We start from the raw sequence: 17,704 nt of genomic DNA, 5'->3' as shown, positions 1-17,704 counted from the left end.
TTCATCCGTTGTCTGGCAGGCGATGCTGGCATCGCTGAGAGGAAAGGCCAGCGGTCACATGCACCGCGTCAACAGGCCGGACACATGACCGCAACCTGCAACGATCAAAATCAGCTCAAATAAATCCTTGCAAAACAGGGGCCGTCAACACATGACACCACCGTCCATACATGGCACCACCCTTGGAGCCAATGAGGAAGAAGCGAGAGGAAATTCATCCATTGCCCGGCAGGCGATTGTAAAGCAATCTGCCGAAAGGGGGGCTCGCGGCGACGATACTTCGGGCCGCATTCAGAAGCCGGATATACGTCAGAAACCGTGAAACCTATCCAGATCTAACTAAGGTGTTGCAAAAAGGAGGGGTCCATAAATGTCCACACATGATAGCACCACTCTGCCACTACTTTGATCTCCGAAAATTCATGGTATTTGAAGTTAGAATCTCGGGCGGTGCGATCCAAGCATATGCGAGCAGTGCCGGATCGATATCGGAAACGGTTATCCGGTGTAGTTGTTCGGGCGGGTTGAATATCATAGATCCAGGGGTGTAAACGCCCTGATGGTTCTCGCTGACGGCACCAGAAAGGCAGACATAACTCTCTGTAATGCCATTGTGTGCATGAGCGGGATAGGTGCATCCTGGTGCAAAAAGGACTACTCCAAGAATCACCTCGGTCGTGCGGATCGGCCCCTTGGGGCCCGCAATCTCGGCATAACCGTACTTTTGAGCTAAGCCCTTGGGAATTTTCTCGTAACCGTATTCCCAAGAAAGATCGTCACGTACAGCGTCAAGTGCTCGGACCATCGACACCATTTGATCCTTCCGACCAAGGTCAATGGAGCGACGCAAATGATCCGTTACTGGCAATCGGTCTGGGGTGCGCAAAACAACGGGAGGATTTGCCTTGATGACGCGCCCAATTGCTTCTCGAACAGCGCGCTGGTGGCTCCGTATCTTGGTGCTCCCACCGGACGCGATCTTCCGGTAAAGATCATAGTATTCCCTTAAAAGGTAACGCATATCGACGGCATCATTTAGCCGTAGTTGTGTTTGGGGTGGTGTTGGATCTTGGTCTAGTGTCATGGCTGTGCTCTTTATTTGTAGGCAGAGAAAATTTTAGGCAACTATGCGAAAGAGAGTGATTAAAACCTCACATTGACAGCACGAATTGAAATTTTGAGCAATATGTTTCATTATGTCATTGTCAGAAGAAACTGCCTTGAGCGGTGCGGGGCAACCAACTAGCGTTTGATTATAACAAAACGCTCTCCTTTTCGCTATTTCAAAACGAGCCCTAAGCTTATTTGCTTAGCGGCGATGCTTTACGTCCGATTTCCGCTCTCACTTCGAAACGTAGAGGATTTACTCCACGAGAGAGGTATTGAGGTGAGCCACCAAACGGTGCGATTTTGGTGGAACAGGTTCGGGCCAATGCTTGCTTCAGAGATACGGAGGAAACGAGTGGAACGATTGAGGTCCTGGCCTCAATGGCAGTGGCACCTAGATGAGGTTTTTGTAAGGATAAACGGTGAGAGGCACTATCTTTGGCGTGCGGTTGATAGCGAAGGCGAGGTGTTAGAAAGCTACGTGACCAGGCGTCGAGATCGGGCCGCGGTCCTTAAATTCATGAAGAAAGCAATGAAACGGTACGGCCAACCTGAGGTAATAGTCACTGACAAGTTACGTTCCTATAGCGCGGCGATGAAGGTCATCGGGAATTTGGCCAGACAGGAAACGGGGCGTTGGAAAAACAATCGGGCTGAGAATTCACACTTGCCGTTCCGACGACGAGAACGAGCGATGCAGCGCTTTCGCCGAATGCGAACATTGCAGAAATTTGTTTCTGTTCACGCCTCCGTTTTCAACCACTTCAACAAAGATCGCAGCCTTTTCCAAAGAGTTCATTTCAAAGCAAACCGCACCGCCGCTCTGGCTGAGTGGCGCGGTCTTTGCGCGGCATAAAGGGCAGTTTCTCTGTCCTTGCAGAGACGAGTTCGAATTGGTCTGACAGCACCTAGGCGCGTACGGCCTATTCCAAGGTGAGATTCTACGATTTGCGAGAAAAATCGCCACCAGAGAGGATGCGATTAATTAGGCTTGCCACAGCCTTGTGCGTTTCAAGGTCAGCCTCTGAGCCGTCAGCATTTTCATGTGTAGCAGACGCGTCCTTGAGAACCCCTAAAATTTCGCTTTCGGGCAGGACTTTTGCGTCGTTTAGCGCAAGAAGTAGTGCTTCGCAGATCGACAAAGCCGCGATTCCTGAATAGGCTTCATGGTCAGGCATGTTTTACTGCCTCTGATAAAGAAGGTACCCGATATTCAGGGTGTTTGAATTGCTCTCTGAACAGGTATACAGATAATCCCTAAGTTGCACTGATCCACATCAGCAAATAGTGCCCTTTTTTCGGAAGAGTTCGCTGTGACTCGAAATGAGGACGACATTGATGAATAATGCCTATTTGGTTCGTAAGTTGGGGGCCTTTGTCGCCCTATCCGAAACCGAACTTGCATCCCTTGAAGCCCTGCACAAGCGGCGACGGGTTTTTACCGTCGGGCGCGATCTGGTACACCAAGGGCAATCGGAGCATACGGCCTATGTTCTAGCGTCGGGCTGGGCTTGCTCGTATAAAATTCTGCACGATGGCCAACGCCAGATTATCGACTTTCAGATTCCGGGTGATTTTTTGGGTCTGCGCAGCGTTTTACTACATATGTCGGATCACAGCATTGAGCCGATCACCGACATTGAAGTCTCCGAATTTTTGGTCTCGGATTTAATGGAGGCCTTCACCCAAACGCCCCGCTTGGCCATGGCGATCCTCTGGGCCGCGTCCCGTGATGAAGCGATGGTGATTGAACATCTGGCGGATATCGGACGGCGGAGCGCGGCGGAACGGATGGCGCATTTTCTGCTGGAACTCGGTGCCAGACTTGCGTTGGTCGGGTTGGGTAGCAAAAAAGGCTATGCTTGCCCCCTCACGCAATACCTTCTGGCGGATGCCCTTGGCTTGACCGCAATTCACGTCAATCGCGTCCTACGACAGTTGCGCGAAAGCGGTTTAGTCACGTTTCGGGATGGGTACGTGACCTTCGATGCCTATGACCGCCTGACCGAATTCGCGGAGTTTGACCCAACCTATCTGGATCAGATTGGGCCGTTGTTGAGCTAAAGGTTGTACCGCAATTTTTAGTGCAGCCTTTAATCCAGCGCTCCGCCTTCGTTGTCCCAGACTTTAAGCGGTTTGGCTGCGTCCGAAAGGACGTTGGTTCCGGCGCGCTGCTCCAGAATTGCGCGGGCGTCCGACAATTGGCCGATTCCGGCAAATGCGCCGCCACCTTGCACAAAGGCCACCGCGGCACTGACCTTGGGTCCCATTGAGCCGGGGGCAAGATCGAGTTTGGCCAAGGCCTTGGGGGTGGTCATTCCGATCACGTGCTGGTTGGCTTGGCCAAAATTCTCAAAGACGGCCTCTACATCTGTAAGCAGCAAAAGCGCGTCCGCCTTAAGCTCCGTCGCAAGAAGCGCCGCCGTTCGATCCTTGTCGATCACGGCTTCAACTCCCTCCATCGCACCGTCCGCATTGCGCAGGACGGGAATGCCACCACCACCCGCACAAATCACGCAGTGGCCCGCGTTGAGCAAAGCATTGATTGCCTCGATGCCCAGAATCCGCAGGGGCAGGGGCGAGGGCACCACGCGGCGCTGCCCGCCTGTGGCCTCGGTTACCATGGTCCAACCATGATCCGTCGTCGCGCGCCTTGCCTCGGACGCGGTATAAACAGGCCCGATGGGCTTGCTTGGCTTCTCAAAAGCGGGGTCTTTTGCGTCGATTTCAACGCGGCTTAACAATGTGGCACAGCGGGAGCCCGCAGGCAGGGCGTTCATCAATTCTTGTTCGATCAAATAGCCGATCATACCATCGGTTTCCGCCCCTAGCACATCCAACGGCCAAAGCTTTTCGGGATCATAGGCGGCCGCCTGAAGCGCGAGTAGGCCAACTTGTGGGCCGTTTCCATGGGCGACAATGATCTGATGATCGCGAGCTAGATCCGCAAGGGCCGTGGCCGCAATTCGCACATTCGCAAGTTGCGCCGCCGCCGTCATCGGCTGACCCCGTTGCAACAACGCATTCCCGCCAAGGGCAACAACTATGCGCATCCTATGCCCCCATCGTGGCGACGAGAACCGCCTTGATTGTGTGCATCCGGTTTTCGGCCTGATCAAACACAACCGAGGCAGCGGATTCAAACACCTCGTCCGTTACTTCCATGCAATCGATGCCGTATTTTTCAAAGGTCGCGGCGCCAACTTCTGTGTCGCGATTGTGGAAGGCAGGTAGGCAATGCAGGAACTTCGCGTAGGGGTTTCCGGTCTTTTCCATGACGTCGGCCGTGACGCGGTAAGGCGATAGAAGGGCGATCCGCTCTTCCCAAACCTCCTCTGGTTCCCCCATCGAAACCCAAACGTCGGTGTAAACAAAATCGGCGCCTTTTAGCCCCTCAGCGTGTTTTTCCGTCAGGGTAATCCGCGCACCGGAGGTTTCGGCAATTGTTCTGCATTGGGCGACGAGGTCAGGATTCGGCCAACAGCTTTTCGGTCCGCAGAGGCGAATATCCATACCTATCAGGGCAGCTCCAATCATAAGCGAGGAGCCCATATTATTGCCCGCGTCGCCCATAAAGCAAAAGGCGGTATCGGACAGATGTTTGTGCGTGAATTCGCGCATGGTCATTAAATCCGCGAGGATTTGTGTGGGGTGAAAATCGTCAGTTAGCCCGTTGAACACGGGTACACCTGAGAATTCAGCCAAAACTTCAGCATCCTTCTGGCCAAAACCACGATATTCGATCCCGTCATAAAATCGCCCCAACACGCGAGCGGTGTCTTTCATCGATTCCTTATGGCCGATATGACTTCCCGTGGGGCCTAAATAGGTTACATGCGCCCCCTGATCAAAGGCCGCCACTTCAAAACCGCTGCGTGTACGGGTGCTGTCTTTTTCAAAAATCAGGGCGATGTTTTTGCCCTGCAGTTTTTGCACCTCAAAGCCACCATTCTTAGCGGTTTTAAGGCTCGATGCCAGTTGCAGCAGGTGTCTGATTTCATCAGGGGTGAAGTCGAGAAGGGTTAAAAAGCTTCTGCCGTGCAGGTTTTGTGGCATAATAGTATCCTTAAATTTCGTCGCGAATGAGGGGGCAGGTCATACAGTGCGAACCACCGCGCCCGCGCCCAAGTTCAGATCCGGGGATGGTGATGACCTCCACGCCTGCTTTGCGCAGCAAGGTGTTGGAATAGACATTGCGCTCGTATCCGACGACCACACCGGGCTCCAAACACAGAAGATTGTTGGCATCATCCCATTGCTCGCGGGCGGATTCATACGCATCTCCCCCCGTTGGAATGGTCCGAAGGGCTTTGATCCCAAGCGCATCGGCCACGACCTCAAGAAAGGGTTTTGCCTCCACTTCAACGGCGATGGTGTTGCCGTCGCCGGGGCGCAGGCTGGTACAGCGGATAGCGTCTGTGACCTCGGAAAAGACCGTAACAAGATCGCGGTCACAGAAGGTAAATACAGTATCGAGGTGCATCGCGCCGCGAGATTTGGGGAATTGGCAGGCGATAACGCGGGTTGCGCCGCCACTCGCAAAGAGGTTGCGCGCGATCTGGCTGACGGCCTGTGGCGTGGTGCGTTCGCCCATGCCAATCAGGACTGTGCCGTTGCCGATTGGCATGACATCGCCGCCTTCGACGGTCGCGGGGCCATGATCCTGCTTTGGGTCGCCCCACCAGATCGGAAAACCTGCATCCTTGAAATCTGGATGGAACCGATAGATCGCGGCAAGGTTCAGCGTTTCAAGGCGGCGTGCGGGCCAATGCATGGGGTTCAGGGTGACGCCGCCATAAATCCAGCACGTGGTGTCACGGGTGAAAATATGATTGGGCAGCGGCGGTAAAATGAAGTCGGCGGGGTCCAGCATCGGTGCGAGAACACCGTTGGACTTGATGGGAAGTTCGCCGCGACTCATGCCACCGATCAGGATGGTGGACAACAGATTTGCATCGACCTCCATCAGATGCGCCAGCAGATCATCAGCAAGGCCCACGCCGACGGTATTGTCGTTGATCCGCGCCTCCAGCAGCCAGCGGCGGGCCTCCATATCGGCAAGGGTCTCGGTCAGCAGTTGCCGCAAATACACCACCTCAACCCCGCGGTTGCGCATCGCATCGACAAAAGTCATATGCTCGATACGGGCCTGTTTGACCCAAATCACATCGTCAAACAGCAGTTCTGCGCAGTTTGAAGGCGTCAGACGTGCCATCGCAGCACCGGGTTTGTGAACAAGGACGCGGCGCAGTTTGCCGGCCTCAGAGTGAACGCCATAGGTCAGGGTCATGCGGTTGTTCCTTGTAGGAGGACGCCAAGACTGAGAGCGACCATGATGATAATTGAGAGCCCGAGAAGCACAGGCCAGACGAAACGGAGCCAACGTTCATAGGGGACACGGGCGATAGCGAGACCGCCCATGACGACAGCGGATGTCGGGGTGACGAGGTTAACGACGCCCTCAGCCGATTGGAACGCAGTGACAACGAGGCTGCGCGCGACGCCCGCAAAATCGGCGACGGGGGCAAGGATCGGCATCGACAGCACCGCAAGTCCCGACGTTGACGGCACGAAGAACGACAGTGCGACTTCGATCCAGTACATGACATTGATAAAGACAATCCGGTTCAGGCCAGTGACGGCGCCTTCGGCCCAATGCAGGATGGTGTCGGTGATGTGACCTGCGTCCATGACAACGACAATGCCCCGCGCAAGGCCGATGATCAGGGCCACGCCAAGTAGATCGCGCGCGCCGCCGACGAAGGCCTCAACCAAGCCTTTTTCGCCCAACCGCCCAACGATGCCGATACCGATGCCCGCAAAAAGGAATAGCCCGCTCATTTCGGCCATCCACCATTCGCTGAGGGAAACGCCCCAGATCATCACAGCAAAAGTCGCCCCGAACAGCAGCAAAACGATTTTGTGCAGAGGGGTGAATTCGGTGGTGACGCCTGCTTCGCTGCGAAAGTGCGCCTCGTTTTCGGCTTTGCGATCAAAGACCAGCGAGCGTGACGGGTCGGCCTTGACCCGCGCCGCATAGCGCATGACATAGGCGACGGTTGCCACAAAAGTGACCGCCAGAATGCCAAGTCGCAGCGTTAACCCGTCCGTAAAGGGAACCCCCGCAGCATCGGAGGCAATTACGGTGGAAAACGCGTTGACAGTCGAGCCAAGGACGCCAACCCCTGCGCCAAGCATAATTACCGCCACAGCCGTCAGTGAGTCATAGCCCGCCGCGATCATGATGGGCGTTAGTAGCACGTAAAAGGCCAGCGTTTCTTCGGCCATGCCCTCGGTTGTGCCGCCTAATGCAAACAACCCCATTAAAATCGGGATCATCCATTTTTCCCGCCCCTTCATACGCGTCATGGCCTGTTTGATCCCCGCGTCAATGGAACCCGTGGCCGTAACAACACCAATAAACCCGCCGATCATCAGAACGAACAGAGCCACGTCAATTGCGTTTGCGGTATAGCTAACAGGGTCGTAAAAACCGGCAATCGGGGCGAGGAGGATGTCAAAAATGCCCTGAGGGTTCGCCTCTGTGAGGGCGTAGGAGCCCGCGACGGGGACGTCTTTGCCCAGCACCTCCGAGGCTTCCCGCATGTATTCACCGGCTGGGATCACCCAAGTCAGCGCCGCGATAATCACGATCAGCAAAAAGAGGATGGTATAGGCCGACGGAAAGCTGAATCGGGATGGGTTTTCGGATTGTTTGGAGTTGGGGGAAGCCATGGATGTGTCCTTTGCAAGCCAGCCATAAATGGACGTTGGCGCATGTGGAAAATCTTGGTGAGGAGAATTTAGAGACGTGGTTTGAGGTTACGGAGCGGCCGTGGCTCGGCCCCTCATGGTAAGGGAGTTTGCTGGTGTGACAGTCGCAGCCACGTGGCGTCGTCTTTCATGTAGGTCGAAGTGCAGAGTGCTGTGTAGAGCGGCACGCCCTCTCGCTCAGCAGAGACACGATAGGCCACAACCGCGATACCGCCTTTGCGCGTAATATAGCGCTCGCTCATCACAACCGAGCGCCAGCGCTGCGACACGTCCGAGGATTGTCCAATCGCGTCTCCCTGTAAAAATCCGGCAGGATATGGATAGACAAAGATCGCATTCTTGGCCGTCATTTGACGCGCACTTTCTGCACCCTGTGTCCAAAACCGTTCTTCGAGGTCCCAAAGGGTGATCTCGGTCTTGATCGGGGTCGCGGGCGTTGTGGTGGTGTTCATCTCAATATCCCTGCGCCAGTAGTGCAATCCAACCAAACAACAGGACCGTCGCGATGATCTTGTAAATAGGTGCTCCAAAGGGTGGCATCATAGTTCCGGTGGAGTCCGTCGGTGCGGAGGCGACCGGTTGGGGCATGCGAGCCAGCAACGTTGCGAGGGTTTTGTCGTAATTCGGTGCGCCTGCGGGTACGTCTGTGAAGGTTGCAATCAGCGTCTCAAGACGTTTTCGCGCCGCGCCCACGGGCAATGTGGCTAAATCCGAGGCTTCGGCCCATGGATCGACGTCAAGCCGCGCCAGCATCGACAGGAGGGAGACATGCGCCCCTTTATTGTCTTGGCCGACAGGGGTGCTGAGAAACGCCGCGAAGGCTGGGTCTCGCTCTAGCGTTTCGGTTGTACATGCCATTTGTGAAATTCCTTGCTTGTGTCGAGGGGGAATCCGATATGTCCCGTGAGTCGGAACACGCGGCATTCACCTCCGTGTTTATGCGTATCCTAAGAGAGGAAGTTCGGCCTTGGGCTGACTCAAATCAGTATGCGGCCATTAGGGTGCATCTGGGAGCGTTGCTTCCTCTGTTAAACGCGATGTCTGTGGCGGATATGAATTTTTCCTGCGGCAGATATAGCATCACTCCGGGGGCGAGCGCCCCACAGCGGCGGCCCATAATCAGACTGTCCAGCGCGGCGAATCTCATGCTGCTTGCAACACTGCGCCGGTGTTTGAGGACGCACATGCTTGCACCGCTGCCAAGATGTTGGTGCAGGGTGCTGGCGATATCCTCATAGGGCAGGCCGTGGAACCCTTAGCGGCAGGATAAGGCCCGTCGCTATCGTAAACCTAGGGCATTATCTGCGGCGCAACCTTGATGTGGGTCAGCGGCCGGTCCTGTGGTGCGTCTTATCATTCTGAGCAACCGGATGTGCCGTCACCAAGCCTACTTTCGGGCTTGGGCTGCCCCAGTGCCCAGTTCTATGATTTCAGCGGTAATTGCTTCTTGTCGTACACGGCGTAATTTGGCTTGAAACGCTTCCAACTCACGCCCGATTTGGCTGCCCGCAGAGGACATGGCCTCCATACGCGCTTCATTTTCGGCGGCAAAGGCGTGCAGCGCGGCCTTGCAAACCTGTGCATGAAAGTAATCCTGTCCGAGGCTGTCTAGCAGGGCTGTTTCGGAAATCTGGGTTAGGGGACGGTCGGTTTTGGATGCGGGAAGATCAGAGAGATCAAGCGGAAACAGCCGTTGTCGCAGGAGCGCGGGTCGCCCAGAGGTCCACCCCGTATAGACAACGTCGAGTTGGGTAATCCGCCCCGATTCCACCGCGTGATAGATCGCTTTCGTTGCGTCATCGGCCAGTTTCGGGATGCCATTCGTATGCGACGGCAGTGGCCCCGCCCAATGCGGTGTGATCCCACGGGCGGCTATAATCGAAAGGCCGCGGGTGCCGATCAGGAACAGGGTTTCTGGGGTGAGGTCTTTGGGCAAACTGTCAAGCACACGTTCGCTAAAGGCCCCCGCGAACCCTTGCTCGGCGCAAAATACGAGCAGGCCAGTCCTGTCTGAATCCGTGTCCAAATTTTCGCGCGGATCGGTGCGGGGGCCGATGGCGTTTGCCATTGCCGCCGCAATCGTCGCCGCATAGCTATCGACGACATCAACTTGGCTGCGGGCCATATGGGCGCGGGCGGCGGCGATGCCCTTCATGGCATTCACCACGGCGCCGAGTTGGCGAATGCCCGTGATGCGGGCGCTTATATCGGCCAGACGTTCGGTCATGGACTTGCAGGGTCTTCGCTCGCCTCGGTCTTGTCCTCGGCCAGAGATGCAGCAAAGTGGGTCAGCGCCGTCATCAAACTCTCGCGCGATTTCGGGTCAAGTTTTCCCGTCTCGGCAAGGGTACTGAGGGCATTTGCGGCAGTATTGTCCAACGCGACGGGCAATCCTGCGCGGAACGCCGTCACTGCCTCCAGCGGCAAACTGTCGAGCAATCCAGATTGCACGGCCAGCATCAGGGCTACCTCGTCGGCCAGTCGGAACGGTTCATGTTGTGCTTGGCGCAGAGCTTCGCGAATGCGTGCTCCTCGCGTCAATTGTTGGCGCACGCGGTCATCGGGCATGCCACCAAAACGGGTAAAGACCTCCAGTTCCAAGAACTGCGCATAGTCCAGCCGAAGCGTGCCTGCCGAAGTGCGCAGGATCGGGGCTTGGGTTTTTCCCCCCACGCGACTGACGCTCAGGCCGACATCCACGGCGGGTTTCTGGCCCTGATGGAACAAGGCCGCATCCAGCACGATCTGCCCGTCGGTGATCGAAATCAGGTTTGTCGGAATATAGGCCGATAAGTTTCCAGAATCCGTTTCTGCAATGGGCAAGGCCGTCAGCGATCCGCCACCGCGCTCTGGCGACAGTTTGGCCGCTCGTTCGAGGAGCCGCGCATGGATATAAAACACGTCCCCTGGATAGGCCTCGCGCCCTGGTGATTGGCGAGTCAGCAGCGCGATCTCGCGGTGTGTGGCGGCATGTTTCGACAGATCATCAATCACAATCAGCGCATGTTGCCCTTTGTCGCGGAAATGCTCAGCCATGGTCATCCCGGCGTAGGGCGCGATCCATTGCAAGCCGGGAGGGGAGGCCGATCCGGCAACCAATACGATACAGCGCTCGAATGCGCCCCGCGCCTGTAGCGCATCAATGGCGCGGCGCACGCTGGATGTTTTTTGCCCCACGGCGACATAGATACAGATCATATCGCTCTGCGCTTGGGCGATAAGAGCGTCAACCGCGAGCGTCGTTTTGCCGGTAGAATGGTCGCCGACGATCAACTCTCGCTGTCCTCGGCCAAGGGCGAAAAGCGTGTCCACCACGACAATTCCAGTCTGCACCGGTTCGGTCACAAGATCGCGCTCAATGATCGACGGCGCAGGGCGCTCAATCGGCAGAACCGCATCGGCCTCGATAGCGCCTTTGCCATCAAGGGGGCGACCAAGGGGATCAACGATACGCCCCAAAAGCGCCTCGCCCACAGGCACATTGACCACTTCGCCCGTGCCAAAAACGGCATCACCGGCCTCAACATTTGTGGCACTGTCAAGCAGGACACAGCCGATCAAGTCGGGGTCGAGCACCCGCGCAAACCCCACCTGACCGCCTTCAAATCGTAACACTTCGTCAAGCCGCACATCGCGTAAACCCGAGATCATCGCCACGCCGTCGCTTATTTCTTCGACCCGTCCACGGTGTTCGGCGCGCGGCCCCAAAGGGGCGCTTTGCACCGCATTCTGCGCGGTGGTGAACCAGTTAGATGTGTCATGCGGCATCCTTCACCGCCTTTCGAATACGTGCCAAATCTGCTTGCCAACTGTTGTGCAGCACAAAATGTGCGCTGCGCAGTTCCAGCCCTGCAATAAGGTCGGGATCGGTGACGAAATGCAGCGAAGGCGTGCCGCCAAGGGCGTCGCATATCGCCGTTTCGAGTGCTTCGCGTTCCGTGCCAAGATCGGTCGCGGTGATGATCTCAATGCCCGAAGGATTGGCAACTAGCGTGGCGCGATCGGTGGCGGATATCTTTTCGATAGCTTCAATCAGCAGCGTCAGAAACGCGGTCTGTACCGTGGGGCTGTTCAACCGCTCCAACAGTTTGGCCGCGATGTCTAGCGAAAGATCAGAGGCCTGCGTTGCGTTGGCTTTGCGGGCAGCTTCGGTGTTTCGTTCGATGGTGGCCTGTGCGGCGGCTAACGTCTCCTCGGCCTTGGTGCGCGCAGCACCGCGGGCGGCCTTCGCGGCGGTTTCTGCTTCGACGGAGGCTTTGGCGAGGACGGCATCTCGTTCGGCGTCGATATCGGCCCGCGCTCGCGTCACCTCTTCTAGAGCGGTATCCGCTTTGTCCTGCGCAGCATGAGCCGCATCCATTATCGCTTGGCTTTCGTCCTGACGTCGGGCAATTGCACCCGCCACCGGACGCCAAAAAAGGCGCGAGAGCAGCCAAATAAGGATCAGGACGTTTACCGCCTGCAAGCCAAGGCCCCAGAAGTCGATTGTCATGGGTTTATCCTAGCAACGGGTTGGCGAATAACAACAAAAGCGCGATAACCAAGCAATAAATCGCCGTGGTCTCGATCATCGCGAGACCGACAAAAAGGGTGCGCGAAATCGTATTCGCGGCCTCTGGTTGGCGCGCAATAGCGTCCATGGCCGCGGCGACAGCGCGCCCTTCGGCCAGCGCGGGTCCAATGGCGCCAAACGATACGGCAAAAGCTGCGCAGACGATGCTTGCTAGGCTGAGATAATCCATCATATGTCCTTTTGTTTTGGGGGAAGGGCCTGCTTGGTGTCAGGCTCTGAACTTTGGCCGTCCTCGACCGTAGCGGTGATGAAAACCAATGCGAGAACGGCAAATATATAGGCCTGTACCAGCCCCGTCAGCAGATCGAGCGCCATCAGGGGGATCGGCACAAGAAGCCCCGCCAGCGAAGCAACAATACCAACGATAAACACGCCGCTCATCACGTTGCCAAAAAGGCGGACGAACATTGAGAAGACGCGGGTAACGCTTTCCAGCATGTTCAGCGGAATCATAACGGGATTGGGCGCTGCGAAGGATTTGAGATAGCCCCCCAACCCGTTGCTGCGCATTCCAAACCAGATCACCGAAAGGAACACGAGAACCGCAAGTGCGGCATCGGTTTCAAGCTGTGCGGTTGGAGGGTCTAATCCGGGCACAAGGGAGGTCCAGTTGGCGACGAGGATGAACAGGAACAACGAGCCGATAAAGGCGCGATACGGGGCCGGTTTTGCGCCGGTTGTTTCGCGGATCTGGGTATCGATTGTGTCGACAATCAGTTCCAGCGCGGCCTGTCGTTTGCTGGGAATTAAAGTGAGGCGCCGCGTCAAAAGCACAGCTCCCAGCACCAGCACCGCCATGATCGCCCATGTGGTCAGAACCGCCTGTGTGATTGGCACGGGGCCGATATAAAACAGGACGACGGAAGATAGCGGCGAATTCATGCGTCAACCTTTCGCGCCCAGCGGAGCATCAACGCCTTGGCGCATAAAACCCCAGCAAGGGCCGCAATCAGCGCAAAACCATCCGCGCGCACCGCGATATAAAAGCCCACGCCAAGGCCCGCCAACCGTCCAAAAGTCAAGAGCAGGGCAAGCAATGGATGGCCGTGCCCGATAATGAGATCTGCGGTCACGCGCAGAGCGTAAAAATACGCATATCCGAGCACCAGACCGCCCAGAAAACTGGCCGGAAGGAGGAGGGGAAGGGGCAAGTTCGCGAGGTAGATCATCGTGCATTCATCCATTTCCATGCGGTCCAGCCGCCAAGGCAAATTCCCAGCACCATAAACGGGGCTGTCCAGAAAATACCGCTCTCAAGGCGCGCATCAAGCCACCGCCCAAAGAACATTCCGCCAAGCGTTGGCACCACAAATATCCACCCCAGCACCCCGATTTGGGCGAGGCGGCGCCCCACAGAAAGGTCGCCTTCGCGCAACCAACGGTCGCGCCGTTCGCGCCGCAGACGGGCTTGGGTTATGAGCGGGTCATCTTCTGGCTCAGGTTTCACCGGAACGCTCCCTTATCTGCGCCAGAGTGAAGCCGACTAACCATGCGCCGGATCGCGTTTAACTGAAGCGCGACCGTTTCGGTTCGCTCGACACGTTCGGCTTCTGCGTCGGATTGAAATCGCGCCAAAATCTCCCGGTCGAGGGTTGCAAGGTCATTTCCCGCCACGGCCTCGCGGGTGGCAATGGCGACCGTGGTGCCGTCGGTCACAGTCAGCACGCCGCCGCGCACCGCGCAGAAATGCTCCTGTTTTGCCCGTCGCCAACTGACGATTGAGATGGTGAGCGCCGTCAGGAATGGCGCGTGGCCCGTCATTATACCAAAACTGCCGCTGGGGTCTTCGGCGCGCAGGCTGTCAATGTCCTCGTCCACGATGACCGACAATGGCGTCACGATCCTGAGTTTCATGCGACGGCCTCTTGATCCGAAGCCTCAGATTTCTTTGCGGTGGCTTCTTTTTTGCGGGCATCCTCTAGGGTGCCGACCATATAAAGCGAGCTTTCGGACCAATCATCGGTGGTCCCGTCGAGAATGGCGCGGCATCCCGCGAGGGTGTCAGCAAGGGGAACACTCGCGCCCGATATGCCGGTAAAGGCCTCGGTCACCATGAAGGGTTGGGTCAGAAACCGTTGCAAACGCCGTGCGCGCTTTACGACCAAACGGTCAGCAGCCCCGAGTTCCTCAACGCCAAGCAGGGAGATAATATCGGTCAACTCTCGGAAACGCGCCAGCGCTTGACGGACGGCTTCGGCGGTCTGGTAATGTGCCTCGCCCACGACAAGGGGATCGAGCAACATCGAGGAGGAGGCTAGCGGATCAATTGCGGGATAAAAACCTTCGGCTGCTTGCGCGCGGGACAGGACAATAACGCAGTCCATATGGCTGGAAATTGTGGTGACGGCGGGGTCGGTAAAATCGTCGGCAGGGACATAGACGGCCTGAATCGCTGTCACAGCAGACCCCGCAACCGAGGCAATTCGTTCCTGTAGCCCCGCAACTTCGGTTGCCAATGTCGGCTGATAACCCACGCGAGAGGGCAGGCGACCCAAAAGGCTCGACACCTCCGCGCCAGCCTGAACAAAGCGAAAAACATTGTCCATCAAGAGCAGCACGTTTTGGTGTTTCTGGTCGCGGAAATACTCCGAAACAGTGAGGGCCGTGAGCGCCGCGCGCCACCGCGCCCCGGGAGGTTCGTTCATTTGACCATAGACCAGCACGGTGCGCTCAAGAACGCCGGAGTCGCGCATTTCTGTGAGAAGTTCATGTCCCTCGCGAGACCGCTCGCCAATGCCTGCGAAAACCGAAATTCCTTCGTATTTTTCGACCATGGCGCGGATCAATTCCATGACCAGCACCGTCTTGCCAACCCCCGCGCCACCAAACATCGCCGCCTTGCCACCCTGCGCCAATGGCGTCAGGAGGTCGATGATTTTGATGCCGGTTTCGAACACATCGGTGGTGCGGGTTTGAGCGCTTAACGGTGGTGGTTTGGCATGGATGGATCGACGCGGTGTGTCCTCAGGCAGGTCAGGCCCGTTGTCTTGCGGATTGCCTACAACGTCCAATAGCCGCCCGAGGACAGCCTCGCCAACGGGCACGGCAACGGGGCCGTCCATGGAGCGCACGGACACCCCGCGCGCAAGTCCCGCCGTGGATTGAAACGCCACGGCGCGCACGGTTGTGAGGTCTAAATGGCTGTGGACTTCGAGTATAAGGGGTGTTGGCACATCCCACTCAACGGTGAGGGCAGTATTGATCGGCGGCAGCTCGGTCCCCGCAAAAACCACATCAACAACAGCGCCTCTGACGGCATGTACAATACCCTCGGGTAGGATTGGCGGCTTCGGCTTCGCGTCGTGCTTTCGCATGAAAAATCGGTCTTTCGGTCGTGGGATTCTGCATTCTCAACAAATGTAAAAGGTCGCTCAGGCGGCTGTGCTAATCGATGTTAGCAATATGGGAGAGAATTTTTGGAGGTTTTCGAGCCCCATCTGAACGCACCCGAAACACAGGGCTCCTATTTAAGAGCCTTGTCCTCTAGCATCCTAGCAGGCACTGTCAGAGGAAACTGACTTGAGAAGGCAGGGTGGCGATCTAGCGTTGTGTCATGATAAAACGTTTCCCTTTCCGTTACTTCAAAACGATCCCCGAGATAATCCGCCTGGCGGTGATGCTTTACGTAGATTTCCACTGTCGCTTCGGAATGTTGAAGATCTTCTGCATGAACGAGGCATCGATGTAAGCCATGAAACCATTCGATTTTGGTGGAACAGATTTGGTCCCATGTTTGCCGCTGAAATCCGCCGTCGACGCGTCCAACAACTGCGCTCTTATTCAAACTGGCAATGGCACTTGGATGAAGCTTTTGTGAAGATTGACGGAGAACGGCATTACCTTTGGCGAGCCGTTGATCACGAAGGAGAAGTGCTGGAGAGCTATGTAACAAAACGCCGGGATCGCGTCGCAGCCCTCAAATTTATGAAGAGAGGGATGAAACGGCACGGCCAACCTGAAGTTATCGTCACGGACAAACTACGTTCGTATGGCGCAGCGATGAAGGTCATCGTAAATGCGGGCAAACAGGAGACGGGGCGCTGGAAAAATAATCGAGCCGAGAATTCTCACCTACCTTTTCGACGACGAGAACGCGCCATGCACCGCTTTCGTCGAATGCGAAGTTTGCAGAAATTTACCTCCGTCCATGCATCCGTTTTCAACCACTTCAATCAGGAGCGCAGCCTTTCACAAAGAGATCATTTCAAGAATAACCGCACCGCTGCTCTGGCTGAGTGGCGCGGTCTTTGCGCGGCATAAAGGGCAGTCTCACTGGCCTAGCCGAGACGAGTTCGAATTTGTCTGACACCACCAACGCTCTCCTTTTCGCTATTTCAAGACGTCTCCTGAAATCATCCGTCTTGCGGTGATGTTGTACGTCAGATTCCCACTCTCACTTCGAAACGTGGAAGATTTACTCCACGAACGAGGGATCGACGTGAGCCACGAAACGGTTCGGTTTTGGTGGAACAGATTTGGCCCAATGTTTGCAGCTGAGATCCGTAGACGGCGGGTCAGTCGGATGCGATGTTACTCGAATTGGCAATGGCACCTGGACGATGCATTGCCCGGCAAGGCATGCTTGCATGCCTGAGAGGGTTTTTGTGAGGATAAACGGCGAACTGCACTATCTCTAGCGGGCCGTGGATCACGAGGGTGAGGTGTTGGAATCCTACGTTACGAAACGCCTAGACCCCAAGGCCGCATTCAAATTCCTCAAGAAAACCATGAAACGTCATGGCAGAACCGAGGTGCAAGTTACCGACAAACTGCGTTCCTACTGCGCGGCGATGACAGTCATTGGCAACGCGGCGAAACAGGAAACAGGACGCTGAAAAAACAATTGCGCTGAGAATTCACACTTGCCGTTCCGACTACGAGAGCGAGCGATGCACCGCTTTCGCCGAATGCGAACCTTGCAGAAATTCGTTGCTGTCCACTCTTCCATTCACAACCATTTCAATCAAGACCGAAGCCTCCCCCAACGGGATCACTTCAAGGCCGCTCGTACTGCCGCTCTTGCAGAATGGCGTGGACTTTGTGCGGAATAAAAGGGCAGGGCTACTGGCCTAGCTGAGACGCGTTCGAATTCGTCTGACACCACTCCCTGGGTACGAAAAGCGGCGCGTATACGAACCAAATACACCCAAAAAAACCGTAAACCACCCTGCAAGGCAGGACCATTCCAAGTCTTGGGTTGTGGGCGACCAAGTGTTCACCTAGCTTTGTTTCGGTAAAACTTGGGTATCC

General features: G+C 56.3%; 20 protein-coding genes and 2 pseudogenes. 4 read left to right on the top strand and 18 right to left on the bottom strand.

Going from position 1 to position 17,704, the window contains the following annotated elements:
* Positions 1-400 precede the first annotated feature (400 nt).
* Positions 401-1,084 carry a dimethylsulfonioproprionate lyase family protein gene (locus tag AB9F27_RS17935; protein WP_335586594.1) on the bottom strand — a complete coding sequence of 228 codons (684 nt, stop codon included), beginning with the start codon at positions 1,082-1,084 and terminating at the stop codon, positions 401-403.
* Between the two features lie 171 nt (positions 1,085-1,255).
* Here AB9F27_RS17935 and AB9F27_RS17930 point away from each other — a divergent pair, with 171 nt between their 5' ends.
* Positions 1,256-1,963, top strand: a complete 708-nt coding sequence (locus AB9F27_RS17930; protein ID WP_335586612.1) for an IS6 family transposase — start codon at positions 1,256-1,258, stop codon at positions 1,961-1,963.
* An 85-nt stretch (positions 1,964-2,048) separates the two neighbouring features.
* Here AB9F27_RS17930 and AB9F27_RS17925 read toward each other — a convergent pair whose 3' ends face one another.
* Positions 2,049-2,285 (bottom strand): hypothetical protein, encoded by a 237-nt coding sequence (locus AB9F27_RS17925; RefSeq protein ID WP_335586595.1) that lies wholly within the window; start codon positions 2,283-2,285, stop codon positions 2,049-2,051.
* A gap of 160 nt (positions 2,286-2,445) precedes the next feature.
* Here AB9F27_RS17925 and AB9F27_RS17920 point away from each other — a divergent pair, with 160 nt between their 5' ends.
* On the top strand, positions 2,446-3,171 hold the full coding sequence (locus AB9F27_RS17920; RefSeq protein WP_369757990.1) for a Crp/Fnr family transcriptional regulator: 726 nt from the start codon (positions 2,446-2,448) through the stop codon (positions 3,169-3,171).
* A gap of 29 nt (positions 3,172-3,200) precedes the next feature.
* Here the strand turns inward: AB9F27_RS17920 and AB9F27_RS17915 are convergent, their stop codons facing one another.
* The 16 genes from AB9F27_RS17915 to atpD all read right to left on the bottom strand — a co-directional run bounded on the left by AB9F27_RS17915 (position 3,201) and on the right by atpD (position 15,768).
* Positions 3,201-4,160, bottom strand: a complete 960-nt coding sequence (locus AB9F27_RS17915) for a carbamate kinase (protein ID WP_335586597.1) — start codon at positions 4,158-4,160, stop codon at positions 3,201-3,203.
* 1 nt (position 4,161) lies between these two features.
* Positions 4,162-5,163 (bottom strand): ornithine carbamoyltransferase, encoded by a 1,002-nt coding sequence (gene argF, locus AB9F27_RS17910; RefSeq protein WP_335586598.1) that lies wholly within the window; start codon positions 5,161-5,163, stop codon positions 4,162-4,164.
* Between the two features lie 10 nt (positions 5,164-5,173).
* A complete protein-coding gene (arcA, locus tag AB9F27_RS17905; protein WP_335586599.1) occupies positions 5,174-6,397 on the bottom strand; it encodes an arginine deiminase in 1,224 nt (407 codons plus the stop codon).
* Positions 6,394-7,842, bottom strand: coding sequence for a YfcC family protein (locus AB9F27_RS17900; RefSeq protein ID WP_335586600.1), 1,449 nt, complete (start codon positions 7,840-7,842; stop codon positions 6,394-6,396). The genes arcA and AB9F27_RS17900 overlap by 4 nt, the downstream gene beginning before the upstream one ends.
* A gap of 113 nt (positions 7,843-7,955) precedes the next feature.
* The gene (locus AB9F27_RS17895; protein ID WP_335586601.1) at positions 7,956-8,333 is read right to left on the bottom strand and encodes a hypothetical protein; all 378 of its coding nucleotides are present in this window, start codon (positions 8,331-8,333) and stop codon (positions 7,956-7,958) included.
* Position 8,334: 1 nt separating this feature from the next.
* The gene (locus AB9F27_RS17890; protein ID WP_335586602.1) at positions 8,335-8,739 is read right to left on the bottom strand and encodes a hypothetical protein; all 405 of its coding nucleotides are present in this window, start codon (positions 8,737-8,739) and stop codon (positions 8,335-8,337) included.
* Between the two features lie 124 nt (positions 8,740-8,863).
* Positions 8,864-9,109, bottom strand: coding sequence for a hypothetical protein (locus AB9F27_RS17885; RefSeq protein WP_369757991.1), 246 nt, complete (start codon positions 9,107-9,109; stop codon positions 8,864-8,866).
* A gap of 159 nt (positions 9,110-9,268) precedes the next feature.
* Positions 9,269-10,108, bottom strand: coding sequence for a FoF1 ATP synthase subunit gamma (locus tag AB9F27_RS17880; protein ID WP_335586603.1), 840 nt, complete (start codon positions 10,106-10,108; stop codon positions 9,269-9,271).
* Complete coding sequence (locus tag AB9F27_RS17875) at positions 10,105-11,649, bottom strand: F0F1 ATP synthase subunit alpha (RefSeq protein WP_335586604.1); 1,545 nt, start codon at positions 11,647-11,649, stop codon at positions 10,105-10,107. The genes AB9F27_RS17880 and AB9F27_RS17875 overlap by 4 nt, the downstream gene beginning before the upstream one ends.
* Positions 11,639-12,373 (bottom strand): ATP synthase F0 subunit B, encoded by a 735-nt coding sequence (locus tag AB9F27_RS17870; protein WP_335586605.1) that lies wholly within the window; start codon positions 12,371-12,373, stop codon positions 11,639-11,641. Before AB9F27_RS17870 ends, AB9F27_RS17875 begins: the two co-directional genes overlap by 11 nt.
* A gap of 4 nt (positions 12,374-12,377) precedes the next feature.
* A complete protein-coding gene (locus AB9F27_RS17865; RefSeq protein WP_039001729.1) occupies positions 12,378-12,623 on the bottom strand; it encodes a F0F1 ATP synthase subunit C in 246 nt (81 codons plus the stop codon).
* Entirely contained in the window at positions 12,623-13,336 is a 714-nt protein-coding gene (locus tag AB9F27_RS17860) for a F0F1 ATP synthase subunit A (RefSeq protein WP_039001730.1), read from the bottom strand. The genes AB9F27_RS17865 and AB9F27_RS17860 overlap by 1 nt, the downstream gene beginning before the upstream one ends.
* Entirely contained in the window at positions 13,333-13,644 is a 312-nt protein-coding gene (locus tag AB9F27_RS17855) for an ATP synthase subunit I (RefSeq protein WP_369757989.1), read from the bottom strand. The genes AB9F27_RS17860 and AB9F27_RS17855 overlap by 4 nt, the downstream gene beginning before the upstream one ends.
* Positions 13,620-13,901, bottom strand: a complete 282-nt coding sequence (locus AB9F27_RS17850; protein ID WP_082802260.1) for an AtpZ/AtpI family protein — start codon at positions 13,899-13,901, stop codon at positions 13,620-13,622. The genes AB9F27_RS17855 and AB9F27_RS17850 overlap by 25 nt, the downstream gene beginning before the upstream one ends.
* A complete protein-coding gene (locus AB9F27_RS17845) occupies positions 13,898-14,308 on the bottom strand; it encodes a F0F1 ATP synthase subunit epsilon (protein WP_335586607.1) in 411 nt (136 codons plus the stop codon). The genes AB9F27_RS17850 and AB9F27_RS17845 overlap by 4 nt, the downstream gene beginning before the upstream one ends.
* A complete protein-coding gene (gene atpD / locus AB9F27_RS17840; protein ID WP_335586608.1) occupies positions 14,305-15,768 on the bottom strand; it encodes a F0F1 ATP synthase subunit beta in 1,464 nt (487 codons plus the stop codon). Before atpD ends, AB9F27_RS17845 begins: the two co-directional genes overlap by 4 nt.
* Before the next feature lie 239 nt (positions 15,769-16,007).
* Between atpD and AB9F27_RS17835 the strand changes: the two are divergent.
* Both AB9F27_RS17835 and AB9F27_RS17830 read left to right on the top strand, forming a co-directional pair.
* Positions 16,008-16,714 (top strand): annotated as a pseudogene (locus AB9F27_RS17835) (IS6 family transposase).
* A 91-nt stretch (positions 16,715-16,805) separates the two neighbouring features.
* A pseudogene (locus AB9F27_RS17830) lies at positions 16,806-17,505 on the top strand (IS6 family transposase).
* Positions 17,506-17,704 lie beyond the last annotated feature (199 nt).

Source organism: Falsihalocynthiibacter sp. CO-5D18 (assembly GCF_041205445.1).
GTDB lineage: Bacteria > Pseudomonadota > Alphaproteobacteria > Rhodobacterales > Rhodobacteraceae > Falsihalocynthiibacter > Falsihalocynthiibacter arcticus.
The sequence above is the reverse complement of the archived record's forward strand: the minus strand, read 5'-3'. Positions and strand labels throughout refer to the sequence as shown.